This window comes from uncultured Winogradskyella sp., from assembly GCF_947495255.1.
GTDB lineage: Bacteria > Bacteroidota > Bacteroidia > Flavobacteriales > Flavobacteriaceae > Winogradskyella.
Map to the genome: position 1 here is coordinate 123062 of NZ_CANLYI010000001.1, position 13497 is coordinate 136558.

Genomic DNA, 13497 nt, shown 5'->3' on the forward strand with positions numbered 1-13497 from the left:
TATTAATTTTTCTGACTTATATCCATTTTTGGCAGTAATTTATTTTTCAATGACTAAGTTTTCCAAATACCTTAGCGCAGTAGCTACCAAATTCTTTCGATTTATTGCATTTTCATTAAAAGAATCCAAGGTCTCTCTGTCTAGTTTTCGTCCTTTTAATCGCACTGCCGTCAACCTAATTGCTATCAACTTTATTAAATCCGTAGCTCCCATGAAAAAAGAAATATTTACTATTTGGAGTTAAGCTTGGATAGGTTTCGTCAAATTGAGTGTTGTTTTTGCTAAAACCTATATCCTATTCGCAAGTGCATATTTAATTCCATTTCACTTTTGTTCTTTAAGTAGCCAGCGCGTTTAGCAAATGTGTAACTAAATCCTGCGCCAAGACCTGCTTCAAAATCAAAGTGTTTACCTAAATTTCGCCTAATTCCCCAAGTGGGTATAATGGAAAAGTCACTAACTACAGGCGCATCGTCAGTATTGAACAGCGCCAATTCTGGATGATAACCCATCTTTAAAGCAATAAAATTGCCACTATTTCCATCAATTGGTTTTGAGTGCTCTGAGCGTTTTTTGAGGTTGTAATAGAATCTTGGCTCCACAACTATTACAGGTGTAAGTAGAAATGGGGAGTCATAATCATCGTAAAACGTAGATTCCCAAATACCAAAATCAAAACCGAGCTCTGTTCTCAGTGCTATGGTATTTGATAGTTTTGCTTCATTATAAGCCCAGATTCCTAGAACTCCAGTTTGTAATCCGAATGTTGATTTTTCTACACTTGTGTTTTGAGATTTAGAGATTAATGTTAGTCCGCAAAAAATCAAGGTTATTAAAGTTTTTTTCATGATAATATTTTTAGAATTATTTGAATTTGTAAATTCAACCTTATAACCAGCTAAATCCTAAGCCTACATTAAAGATTACTGCATCTCTATCTGCATTTCCATCTAAAGACACACTGCCAAGAACTAGTTTTGACTGCACATTAAGCGCAAAGTTTTTCTTTTTGTAAATCTAATAACCTGTACTTGCCATAACAGCGAAACCAAAGTTCCAATCGTCATTTACATCGTCTTTAATATCATATAGTGCTGGCGAATCTATTGCTAAACCAATTCCACCATGAATCCACCAACGATTTTTTACCCAATATTGTAGCGATGGAATAAAACCTCCAAAATTCCTGTCGTTATCTTGAAATTCATATATATTTCCTGGCATAGCGGCAGTAATGGCAAGATTTTCATTCAACATATAGCCCAACTTTAGATCTGGAAAAACAAACGTTCCTTGAGATTTGTCGAACGTTTGAATACCTTCACTATCTTCTAAACTGATTAGACCTCCACCTACTGAAAATTCAATAATAAAGCCATCTCGCTGTGTTGAGGTTTCTGGATTTGTGTTTTGAGCGTATGTTATACTTGATACTAATGCAAAGGCTACGCAAGCCATTCTTAATAAGATTTGTTTTTTGATAGTTTTCATTATAATTGATTTCATTATTGTTCGTTTTTTGATGGTGCAAATTTGAGGTATAAGAAAACTGTAAACGTCCGAGATTATAATTTCGGACGAATTCAAGTATTAAAATGAAAACTGTTTGAATTTTAAATTTGTTCGGTTAACTCTAGTGGTGTACAAGAGTAAAATAATTTTAAAATCTAAATATTAAGAAAGGATAAGGCATCTAAAAATTAATTTAAATTCTATTAACTGAGATAAAGGACTTGTAACTTTACGTTATTTAGTATTAGATTTTACCCATTTACTAGGTGTAGTGCCCTCTGTTTTTTTGAAGTACGTGTTAAATACGCTTTTAGAATTAAAACCACTGTCATAAGCTAAGCCAAGAATAGTTAAATGTGAGTTTTTTGGATCTATGGCTATTGATTTAAAATGATTTAAGCGATACGAATTCACAAAGTCATTAAAATTAAGATGAAAAGCTTTATTGATTACGTAGGATATTTTATTGGTATTTAATTCAAACACATCAGCCACGAATTTTAAACTTAATTGTGGATTTAAGAAAGGTTCATCCTCTTTAAAATAAGAACCTAATTCCTCTTTTAGCGTTTCTACTTGTTGAGCATCTAAAATGATTGGTGATGATTTTTCTTCGTCTGTTTGATGGCAATCAACGTCTTCAATGGACAAATTAGACTTGTGTAGCTCTGAAAATTCTTTGATATTATGTAACGGTTGTAAAAAAGGTTCTAGCCTATAGTTTATAACCTGCCCACGTCTTTGCTCAATCATTTCTTTTAAGCGTGTAAACCCTTGGTCTGTATAACTTGAATTGCTTAAAATAAACACATCATAGGGAACTGGCATCGTTTCTTCGTTTTGAGATTGTGACCATTTTGTCATCATTTGTTCCGGAACTTCAATATCCTTATTGTTGATAAGTTGAAATAATAGATTTTTCTCCTCTTTCAAGGTAGTATCCTGAATACAATATTGAAACTGTTGGCTTCTGTTTAGCCATATTAAACAGAAACATTTCAAATGATGCGCTAATGCTAAATCAGTATTAAGTGTTAGAGCGTAGTTTACATTTTCTAATGCTTTTTTAAACTTACGTTGGTAGTAGTAAATGCTAGCTAATGTGTAATGGTTATTTGCGGATAGCGGATCTACCTCTAATAATCTATTTGCATACGTTAAAGCCTTATCAAAAAAGCCAAGTGCTATAAAAAGCTCTGTCATAGCTTCTAATCCATCAATATAATTAGGATTCATATCTAAAGCTTTTTCTATATGTATAAATGCATTTTTAAAATCCCATTCACCCCAAAGAAACTTTCCTACAAAAGAGAGTGGATATTCGGGTAATGCTGTTTCTATTTCTTTGGCTATTAATAGATTGCCAACAGCTAAATCCATAGCTTCTTGGTAAGGCATATAACCCCAAACGGCCAATAACCCATAGCATTGTAAATTGGCATAATATGCTTTAGCGTAATTTTTATCTAAGTTAATAGCTTGATTATAGTATGATATGGCTTGATTTAGACTTTCTGGTGTCCATTTTAATTGCAATGAACGCCCTTGTAAAAATAATTGATAAGCCTCGACATTATTTGTAGGTTGTTTAATTAAATGGTCCTGCACTTCAAAATGCCCAAAATTGTTTCGGACTTCATCAGCTATGGCAAGACTCACTACATCTTCCAATTCGAAGATATCTATTAATTCTCTATCGAATTTTTTAGACCAATATTGCGTACCGTATTTTGTATCTATCAATTGCCCTGTTATGCGAATGCTATTGTTTGATTTTCTAACGCTTCCTTCTAAAACAGTAGCCACACCTAATTGATTACCAATATGTCGAACATCAATGTTTTTATTTTTAAATGCAAACGAAGACCGTCTTGCAATCACCTTTAAGCCTTTTATTTTTGATAAGGCATTAATTATTTCTTCTGCAATACCATCACAGAAAGATTCGTTATCAATATCATTACTCATATTGACAAAAGGTAAGACAGCAATAGATTTCTCGTTGATCAAAGTGATGAATTAATCACACAAATGTATAAAATTAAAACTTTAAATTTATGAGAGCCAACGATTGTTGCGCAGTATATTAACTAAGTTTAGAAATAAAAGAAAATAAGACTAAAAACAAATCGATAATTAGGACATTTACTCGTTCTTCTTGATAGGGGATGTTGAGGTATTGTAGTTTTAAAACTTTAGGACTTGTGTTTTTCCATTAAATTGCATGAATTGTTCGTTTTTGTGATTGATTGATGATTTCTGTTTTTAATTAAATGTTAAGAAGCATTTCAAGGAATTTTGATTTCTCCACTTTTCCAACAGCGTAATCAATTACCTCTCCCTTAGGATCAATGAAAATTGTTGTTGGTGTAGCACCAATATTATATTGTTTTACTAGTGCTTTAGAATTTGGGTCATCAATATTAATTTCTAGTGAGACAACTTTAGCATCCATAGCTTTTGTAACCTCATTATCAGCAAAGACTTCACGCTTCATAATGCGACAAGGTGAGCACCATTCCGTGGTAAAGAATACCATAATATTTTTATCAGAATTAAAAGCTAGCTTTTGAGCAGATTCCAAGTTATCTTTCCATGTAATATTATTTGAAGGTGCATAAAATGAGTACCAAGCATACCAAAGCGATACGACAAGAAATGTTAGCCAAAAAAATCGCCAAAAAGGATGGGATTTTCTTTTTATATGCTTTGGAGAATTGTTTGATGTGTTTTCTGAGTTATTCATTTGTATTTGATTTATTTACAGATTGAAAAATTATAATTACTCTGCAAAATCTAAGAGATAAGTTAATTTATATATGTTCCTTCAATCCTTTGTGCCAAAAGTAAATTCCAAAAACACAGGTCACAATTGCAAACATAATTCCGTTTTCACCAAGCCAATGTTCTGTTCCTTCATCTTTTATGGTTAGAGGCGGCATTATTTTTTGAATATACACATTACTGACTGCATGAAAAATGACTGCTGGCCATAGACTTTTAGATTTAAACGTGTAGTAAGTCATAATAAATGACATGGAGACAATTACGATAGTGAAGGTTGCAAATTCTAATAGGACATTGTTACTATAGTAAACTAGCAATGGCCAATGCCAAAAAGACCAAATCAATCCACTAAAAATTGCTACTCCAGTAAAAGACAGTACTTTTCTCAATTCGTAAATAAAAAATCCTCGCCATCCAATTTCTTCTCCCAAGGTGGTTGCAGAAGCTCTTATCACTTCAACAGTGCCTAATAAAAAAACAGCTATGATTGTTATCGCTGTTGGGTTTAAAGTGCCTATGCCAAATAAGCCAAGTTCTTTTCCCCATTCTGTAATGGCTTCGCTTTGGCTAAATTTCCAAAACCTAAAATCCAAATAAGCACATAAGTGATAATACCATATAAGGCAGGAACAACATAAGACCATCGGATATATTTCCAATTTCCCCAATTCCAGTTTAGGGATGATATTTTACGTCCTTTGATTTTTAAGGTTAAAAATGCAGCTATTGCAGGACACCACATGATAGCTCCAACACAGATTCTGGATGGGTATAAATTAACTATTGCATAATGAAATGGTGACGTAAGAGCAATTACCAAACCGAGAAATATAAAGATTGTATTCCAAGTGCTTTTTCCTTCTGTAAATCTTTCTGGCATTTGAGTTTTCATGTTATTATTTTTTGGTAAATGATTATTAAGTCTGCTTGATTTCTATTAAGGTCTAGTTTTTCTTACTTACCTCTATATTTTTTTCAATCAGTGATGATTTATTATAAATTACAGGCATTTGTCCTTTCCAAGTAATCCATAAACTGGCATTACTAATGAGCTTCATCATAAAATGCCCAACATTTATTCTACTTGTTTTTCCTGCATTAAAAATTGCGCTTCTTATTGGAGAAGGATAAATTTCGTAGTCTGAAACTTTATCATCATTAATTAAGCCATCTGGTCTCACTATTACCCATTCAATTTGTTTATTATTTTGCCCTATTTGGGTTCGTAAATAATCGGCTGCTTTTTCATTGTCTACATGAGGTGGTAATACTATGCGAAGTAAACCCACGACACATTTTTCAGCAAATGAAATGGTTTCGTTTAAGTCACGATTACGATTTCCTGTAGTGTTCATTAAAACAAACTTTGTTGGACTTTGAGCATTGTTTGATTTTATGGCATCACATAAGCGTTTCGTAGCATCTGTTACTAATCTTCTTGGTTCCCCATATACACCTTTCCATGTTAAATTGTGACCAAGACAAGATGCCACAGCATTGCAACCACTTGTAATAACACTCATTTCCGTATCGCTTAATTCTAATATACTTGCAGAGATAATTTGTAAGTTTTCATTAGCTTTCCACGATTCTGGTAATTTTTCTGGCGATCTTACAATCACTTTAACTTCGTATTCTTTAATTAAAAGTTGTTCTACTAACTTGCTACCTGTGGCTCCACTGGCACCGACGACTAATACTGTCATTTTGTTTTTATTTTTTATAATTTGCAATACTCAGTTTTCAATAATTTTTAAAAAAGAAATCAAAAGTTAAAGAATGGGTTAACTTATAGTCAAGCATTTTTTAATTTGTATTTCGTAATTCAGCATAAGTATATTTTAGGTTTTTTAATGATTCAATAACCTTACTGTAAGCCTCACGATTTTGCGCAAGCGTTGTCATTCTCGTTAAAACCATATTCTCAAAATAAATGTCTTTTCCGTAAGTGTCTGAAGACGTATCCATTTCCCTAAATTTAACGTTTGGCATCAAAGAATTCTCGTGATAATCTGCAAGGGTTGGTTGATCTGCTAATGAAACGGAGTTTTCATTACAAGATATTAACAATAAGATTAGCACTGGATATAGGCTTTTTATTAATTGAAATACTACTTTTAAATAACTCATAATAAGACTTTTAAAATAATTATAGCACAATGTAAAGCTTATGTCTCTATCACAAAAGGAAAAGTACATGAGCGTAAATAAATCTAATTGTACGTTAGAAAATTTCATAATTGTTCGTTTTTTGATTGATGATTGATTGATGATTGATTGATGAATTATATTTTATTGTTTTGATGTACTGATAACTATTATAAAGTGAAAAGATAAGTTTGAGTTAGATTCTAAATCCTTTTTAATTCTTTCTGTACGACCCTTTTAAATTTCCATTTCAAACCAAATAAAGGTCTCAAGATTGTAATTCTTTTTAAGGTGAATTCATAAATGAGAAAACAGACTATAAACGTAAATACTGTAATTCCTACAAACTCTAGCATAGGATGAAGATCTAATGGCAGAATGAGTAATGCACCTGCATATAAGACAAACATGTGAATAATATAAACTGGATAAACAGCTGCACTCAAATAGCTTAGTAAGGCACTTGGTTTATTAAGGTAACTATAGCCTATTCCAAATAAACCCAATATCCAAGAATTTGATTCTATGGTGGTGATATACATATTTGATAATGACTCAAACCCTGTGAAACGAATCACGAAGAGGATGGCTGCCAAACCGATATATAACCATTTCCACTTTGAAACGGTTTGCCAGAATACTTTACCGCTATATACAAACAGAAATCCAAAAAAGAACCCAAGCAACCCGATAAAAAATCCATGCCAGGTTTTAGCGTATAGTTCAAATAGCTGTGGTTTAACAATACCTATTTCTATCATAAAAAATACGGATATAGATAATGGTCCTAAAGCATAGGTCATCACTTTTGAAATGGCTTTTTTAAATTTTCCATTTCCATTTTTTTTCAAATAGTAAAAAACAGGTGACAACACTACGACATAGACAAAAATGTTTCCTAAAAACCATAGATGTCCCATATGCGGAAAATAACTCAATGGCATATTATAGTAGTTTTGAAAGACTAAAAAGTGTAACGGAGTGATAGCTAAAATACCGAAAACAAAGGGTAAAAGAATTCGTTTACTGCGCTCTATGAATAATTGCTTCCAATTTCTTTTTTTCATTGCAAAATATAAGCCCATTCCCGATACAAAAAACAGTAAGGGTATCCTCCAAACATTGAGCATGGTCATTGGTTTCCAAAGTCCTTCTAAAGCGTCTTCACTTCTTATAAACCCTATAAACATGGCCCAAGGTTGAAATATAATCGCTATATGGTAAATCAGTAATAAACCTATAGCAATGACTCTAAGCCAATCAATATCGTATCTTCTTTCTGTTGTCATCTTGTTTTATGTTTATTGTAGCATCATTGCAACAACAGGACGTGCCTTTTGTAATTCATCAAGATCTAATGTAAATCCCATTGGTTTTAATTGCTGAATTAACATTTCATAGATAGGTTTCATTTGAGCAAAATCTACCATTACTGTTTCCCTTGGTGTAGCTCCATAATTATTACGAACCGTTTTATCAGCTTTTGCATCCATAAGTAATTGTACAATTTCGATTCGCCCGAAGAATGCTGCAGTGTGTAAAGCTGTTCCACCATCATTATTTTTTATAGACAAATCTGCATTTCCATTGATCAATGCTTTCGCTATTTCAGGTTTATTAAAAGTGGCTGCTGACATTAAAGGTGTAGATCCAGACATGGCCTCTTTTTGATTAATATCAGTCCCAGCTTCAATATGTTGCTTAACTGCATCCAAATTTCCCGTTAATACAGCTCCGTGAATATCTATATCAGGTGCGTTTACTGTTTTTGTTGCTTTAGCGGAATCATTTGAACTTGTTTCTTTGTTAGATTGTGCGCATGAACTTGTTAATAAAAGTGCAAAGATTAACATCTGAATTGTCATTCTAATTGAAGTAATTTTAAATGTTTTCATAATTTAATTTATATTGATTAAGAACTTGATTTTTGTTTCTACAAAGATGCGATACTAACTTAGTTGGTTGATAATCCGCATGAAGCCTATTGTGTCAAGTTTGGTGAGAGATTGAAAATTATGACGCAGGAGTATAAATTATGACGCAAAAACTCATTTTTTGATAAAGAACTTTCAACTATAAGCGACATAGTGTTTAAATAAAAATTTCTACTTTTGGAACAGTACAAAGCAACATGTCTAACATCTCACATCAAGAAAAATTTATTGAGCAAGCTCAGTCGCTTATTTTAGAGAATATCTCTAATGAGCAATTTGGAGTTTCAGAATTGGCAGACCTCATGAATATGAGCCGATCAAATTTGTTGCGGAAGATTAAGAAACAAACACAAGGTAGTGCAAGTCAATTTATTCGTGAAGTCCGACTTCAAAAAGGGATGACGATGTTAAAAGAAACGGAGCTTACTATTTCTGAAATTTCTTATGAGGTTGGCTTTAGTAATAATTCTTATTTTATTAAATGCTTTAGAGACTATTATGGGTATTCCCCAGGCGAGGCCAGAAAAAAAATAGGTAAACAAACAGAATTTGAAGATGAATTTAAAGTCGAAGGAGATCACCAAAACACAGAGATTATTGAAGTTGCTGAAAAAACTTTTTTTAAGCCAAACCGTATTCAGATAATAGTAGGAACGGTCTTGGTTATAGTACTAGCACTATTTTTGTTTCTCCCAAAAGAAACAATCAATTCTGAAAAAAATGTCGTCAACCTTAAGAAATCGATTGCAGTATTGCCGTTTATAAATATGAGTAATGACTCTGATAACCTTTATTTTGTAAACGGACTTATGGAGTCAACGTTAAACAATTTACAGAAAATTGAAGATATTCGAGTAATTAGTAGGACCTCTGTAGAAAAATATAGAGATACAGATAAGACAATAACAGAAATCGGTGAAGAACTAGGTGTCAATTACTTGATTGAGGGTAGTGGACAACGCATTGATGGTCAGGTTTTGTTGAATATTCAATTGATTGATGCGTCAAAGGATTCACCTATATGGGCAGAACAGTACAACCATAAAACGGAGGACATTTTTTCTGTACAAAATGAAGTTGCAAAAAAAATTGCAGAAGCCATTGAAGCAAAAGTAACACCAGCGGAGCTACAACAAATAGATAAAAAACCAACGGAAAACGTATTAGCTTATGATTATTATTTAAAAGGACTTGAAGCCTTACAAACAAAGACAAAAGAGGGGTTGCAAGCTGCTATTAATTTATTTGAAAAAGCGATAGAACAAGACTCGGAATTTGCACTCGCCTATGCTCAGATTGCAATTTGTTACTATTACTTAGATGTAAATAAAATTGAAAAGAAATATTTAGCCGAATTAAATGAATATGCAGATAATTCCCTGTTGTTTGATTCTACTTCTGAATTGTCTCTGATTGCAAAAGCACTGTATTATATAAACGCAAACGAATTTAGGTTAGCGATACCTTACTTGGAAAAAGCACTAGATTATAACCCAAATGCTTCTTCTGTAGTACTAATTTTATCTGATATATATGCTAGAGTTGTTCCAGATACAAATAAGTATCTCACTTATGCATTAAAAGGAATAAAATTAAATATTGAAGCTAACGATAGTATTTCTAAAAGCTTTATCTATCTAAACTTGAGTAATGCATTAGTCCAAAACGGGTTTGCTAAAGAGGCTTCAAAATACATTGAAGAATCTCTGAAGTATAATCCTAAAAATCAATATAGTACCTACTTAAAAAATTTTATAGATTATGCGAATAATAAAGATTTAGAATCCTTAAGAAAAAAAATGCTCATAGAGTGGCGTAAAGATACTACTCGCGCTGATATCACTCAAGAATTAGCCAAAACATATTATTTTCAGGAAGATTACGAAAAATCATTGGTTTATTACGAGAAATATATTAGTATACTTACTACTGATAAAATTGACTTGTATCCAGCAGAGAACATAAAAATAGCCTACACCTATAAAAAATTGGGTCTTCCTAATAAAGCAGAAAAATATATTCAGAAATATAAAGATTATTTGGAAGAAGATGAGTCAATTTACAGAGAGGCAAGTTTAGCTATGCTGTATCTTTATGAAAATATGCCAGATAAAGCTATAGAAGCCTACGATAAATTTAGTTCACAAGATGGTTTCCAATATTGGGTGCTTTTATTTATGAAGGAAGACCCTCTATTGAACCAGTTGCAGAATCATCCAAGATACGACGAAACTATTGAGAAAATAGAAGTGCAATTTTGGGAAAAACATAAAATACTTAAAGAAACTTTAAAAAAGGAAAAACTATTATAGATCGTTGGAATTTAATTATCCATACTATTCAAAATATTGGTTGAGGTTGAGTAATAGTTAAATTTTAGCGCAATCAACTCAATTTCATATAACTTAAGAGTGACCTCGAGAGGATTCGAACCTCCAACCCTCAGAGCCGAAATCTGATATTCTATCCAGTTGAACTACGAGGCCATATAAAATGCGACCTTTCGACTGCTCTAAAGGTGACAATACTTTTATTATCTTATCTATGACAATTTTGCTTTTACAATACTTGAGATTGTTTTGCCATCAGCTTTTCCAGCTAATGCTTTACTCACCATTCCCATAACTTTACCCATATCCTTCATCCCTTCAGCACCAACTTCAGCTATTGTTTTCACCACTTCTTCTGCTATCTCCTCCTCAGAAAGTTGAACAGGTAAAAACTGACTAATTATTTCTGCTTGTGCCAATTCTGGCTCAGCTAAATCATTACGATCTTGTTCTAAAAATATGGCTGCGCTATCCTTGCGCTGCTTTACCATTTTAGATAAGATTTTTATTTCTTCATCCTCAGAAATTTCTTCTTTAGATCCTGTAGCTGTTTGTGCTAGTAAAATTTCTGATTTTACAGCTCGTAAAGCAGCTAAAGCTGTTTGGTCTTTTGCTTTCATTGCTGCTTTCATAGCAGTCATTACATCAACTTGTAAACTCATAATTTTGTACTTTTATTAAGAAGCGCAAAGATACTAAAAACTTTGGCTTGCATTACACTACCTGTCTTCATTTACAAAACTTTATAAAAACAAAAAGCTCAAAAAAATTCTACGACCTTTTTGAGCTTTAACTTTACTAATTAACAGAGTAATATTACTATATAATTAGTCTACGTTATCATGTAAGAATGAATTATTACTTCTTAACTGAATATCGTCGTTCTCATCTGTACCAACAGACATTCTTGAAGCTTTAATTTCAGATGAATGCTGAGCATCTTCTAAATTAACTCCTTGTCTTTTGTATGCAGGTTCTTTTTCAATTTCATCTATTTTAGCCGTGTTAAACTTATAGTTGAAATCTTTCATTTTTCTTCTACGTTCATCTGCACGAGCTATTAACAAATCTGAAATTGGACTATTCATTGGGTCAATTTCATCTTCAGGAATTTGAACCGTTTCTTGCACAGGTATTGTTTTCTTTTCAAAAACAATCTCTTCTTTTACTTCTGTCTTTTCATTCGTTACATTTAAAGATGATTCAAATGTTTCAAAATCATCTAATGCATAACGCTTTTCACCTTGTTCGTTAATTTCAGTAACAGAAATAATCTCAACAGGCTCATTAACATTTATATCCTTAACCTCTTCCTCTAAACTGAAGAACATTTTTTCTTGTTCAGCTTTTGACTCTTCTTCAATTGTTTCTGTTTTTTTGTTAGCTAAAGGCAAATCAAATGAAAACGTTATCTGCTCTTCTGGAGCTTCTTCTATCCTTTCTGCTTTATTTACTATTGGTGTAATAACAAAATCTTCTGGTTCAACTAAAGGTTCTGGTTTTTTATCTAACACTTCATCATAAACAACATTCATGTTCTTTAAAAAGTCTGTAGTTGGTATTAAATCCGTACCTGTAGTTTCTTCAACCTTAGCTTCAATTTTTGTTTCCTCAACTTCTTCTTCAATTAATGTATGACGAACAATTGGAGTTTCCTTTTCTGCTTCTAAAACAATATCTGGCGTGATAATAGCTGGCTCTTTATCTTGAGTACTAACTTCAGCTGCCTCTTCTAAAGCGTGTATTACTTTTTTAGTTTCAGTATTCGAAATTTCATTCTGCTGATCTAAATCAAATCCTGTAGCAATAATAGTTACAGAAATAGACTCTTGTAAATCTTCATCTTCACCAACACCCATAATAATGTTAGCTCCAAATCCGGCTTCAGTTTGAATATGATCATTGATTTCACCAATCTCATCAATAGTAATTTCTTGAGAACCAGAAACGATTAGCAACAATACGTTTTTAGCTCCTGTAATTTTATTATCGTTAAGTAATGGCGAATCTAATGCGTTCATAATCGCCTCTTGCGCTCTAGTTTGACCTGAAGCTGTTGCAGAACCCATAATTGCAGTTCCACTATTACTTAATACCGTTTTAGCATCACGTAAATCAATATTCTGCGTATAGTGATGTGTAATTACTTCTGCTATACCACGAGATGCTGTTGATAATACTTCGTCTGCTTTAGAGAAACCAGCTTTAAACCCAAGGTTTCCATAAACTTCTCGAAGTTTGTTATTATTGATTACAACTAAAGAATCTACATGAGCACGTAATTTCTCGATACCACGTTGTGCTTGAGCATTACGCATTTTACCTTCAAACTGAAATGGCATTGTTACAATACCAACCGTAAGAATATCAAGTTCTTTAGCCATTTTTGCGATGACTGGTGCAGCTCCTGTTCCTGTTCCTCCACCCATTCCTGCTGTGATAAATACCATTTTAGTATTGGTATCTAACATTCTGCGAATGTCTTCTAAACTTTCTACTGCTGCTTCTTCTCCAACGTCTGGATTAGCACCTGCGCCTAAACCTTCAGTTAAATTTACACCTAATTGAATTTTGTTTGGAACTCCACTGCTTTGAAGTGCCTGTGAATCTGTATTACAGATTACAAAATCAACGCCTTTGATCCCTTGCTGAAACATGTGATTAATGGCGTTGCTACCACCTCCACCGACACCAATTACCTTGATGACGTTAGATTGATTCTTTGGCAAATCAAAAGAAATATTTCCAAATTCGTTGCTGTTACTCATTATATTATGGATTTTCTA

At 32.7% G+C, this 13497-nt stretch carries 13 protein-coding genes and 1 tRNA gene; 1 reads left to right on the forward strand and 13 read right to left on the reverse strand.

All coding sequences use genetic code 11. The features are described 5' to 3' along the window. Positions 1 to 281: 281 nt before the first annotated feature. The 10 genes from Q0807_RS00560 to Q0807_RS00605 all read right to left on the reverse strand — a co-directional run bounded on the left by Q0807_RS00560 (position 282) and on the right by Q0807_RS00605 (position 8342). Positions 282 to 848, reverse strand: coding sequence for a hypothetical protein (locus tag Q0807_RS00560; RefSeq protein WP_044633944.1), 567 nt, complete (start codon positions 846 to 848; stop codon positions 282 to 284). Between the two features lie 169 nt (positions 849 to 1017). Next, entirely contained in the window at positions 1018 to 1491 is a 474-nt protein-coding gene (locus Q0807_RS00565; RefSeq protein ID WP_240475202.1) for a hypothetical protein, read from the reverse strand. A gap of 255 nt (positions 1492 to 1746) precedes the next feature. Then, the gene (locus tag Q0807_RS00570; protein WP_044633945.1) at positions 1747 to 3480 is read right to left on the reverse strand and encodes a helix-turn-helix domain-containing protein; all 1734 of its coding nucleotides are present in this window, start codon (positions 3478 to 3480) and stop codon (positions 1747 to 1749) included. 301 nt (positions 3481 to 3781) lie between these two features. Further along, a complete protein-coding gene (locus Q0807_RS00575; protein ID WP_044633946.1) occupies positions 3782 to 4258 on the reverse strand; it encodes a thioredoxin fold domain-containing protein in 477 nt (158 codons plus the stop codon). A gap of 67 nt (positions 4259 to 4325) precedes the next feature. After that, a complete protein-coding gene (locus Q0807_RS00580; protein ID WP_205618145.1) occupies positions 4326 to 4892 on the reverse strand; it encodes a CPBP family intramembrane glutamic endopeptidase in 567 nt (188 codons plus the stop codon). After that, positions 4814 to 5191: a hypothetical protein gene (locus Q0807_RS00585; RefSeq protein ID WP_220352410.1), complete on the reverse strand. Its 378-nt coding sequence runs from the start codon at positions 5189 to 5191 to the stop codon at positions 4814 to 4816. The genes Q0807_RS00580 and Q0807_RS00585 overlap by 79 nt, the downstream gene beginning before the upstream one ends. A 52-nt stretch (positions 5192 to 5243) precedes the next feature. Continuing rightward, positions 5244 to 6005, reverse strand: a complete 762-nt coding sequence (locus tag Q0807_RS00590; protein WP_044633982.1) for an NAD(P)-dependent oxidoreductase — start codon at positions 6003 to 6005, stop codon at positions 5244 to 5246. Between the two features lie 100 nt (positions 6006 to 6105). Next, complete coding sequence (locus Q0807_RS00595; RefSeq protein ID WP_044633947.1) at positions 6106 to 6429, reverse strand: hypothetical protein; 324 nt, start codon at positions 6427 to 6429, stop codon at positions 6106 to 6108. A gap of 221 nt (positions 6430 to 6650) precedes the next feature. After that, entirely contained in the window at positions 6651 to 7736 is a 1086-nt protein-coding gene (locus tag Q0807_RS00600) for an acyltransferase family protein (protein WP_044633948.1), read from the reverse strand. Between the two features lie 12 nt (positions 7737 to 7748). Next, on the reverse strand, positions 7749 to 8342 hold the full coding sequence (locus Q0807_RS00605) for an ankyrin repeat domain-containing protein (protein ID WP_044633949.1): 594 nt from the start codon (positions 8340 to 8342) through the stop codon (positions 7749 to 7751). A gap of 236 nt (positions 8343 to 8578) precedes the next feature. Here Q0807_RS00605 and Q0807_RS00610 point away from each other — a divergent pair, with 236 nt between their 5' ends. After that, complete coding sequence (locus Q0807_RS00610) at positions 8579 to 10693, forward strand: helix-turn-helix domain-containing protein (protein ID WP_044633950.1); 2115 nt, start codon at positions 8579 to 8581, stop codon at positions 10691 to 10693. Between the two features lie 100 nt (positions 10694 to 10793). Here Q0807_RS00610 and Q0807_RS00615 read toward each other — a convergent pair. The 3 genes from Q0807_RS00615 to ftsZ form a co-directional block, all read right to left on the reverse strand. Then, a tRNA-Arg gene (locus Q0807_RS00615) sits at positions 10794 to 10867 on the reverse strand. Positions 10868 to 10923: 56 nt separating this feature from the next. Then, positions 10924 to 11373: a GatB/YqeY domain-containing protein gene (locus Q0807_RS00620; protein WP_299105159.1), complete on the reverse strand. Its 450-nt coding sequence runs from the start codon at positions 11371 to 11373 to the stop codon at positions 10924 to 10926. 165 nt (positions 11374 to 11538) lie between these two features. Continuing rightward, positions 11539 to 13479, reverse strand: coding sequence for a cell division protein FtsZ (ftsZ, locus tag Q0807_RS00625; protein WP_299105160.1), 1941 nt, complete (start codon positions 13477 to 13479; stop codon positions 11539 to 11541). Positions 13480 to 13497 lie beyond the last annotated feature (18 nt).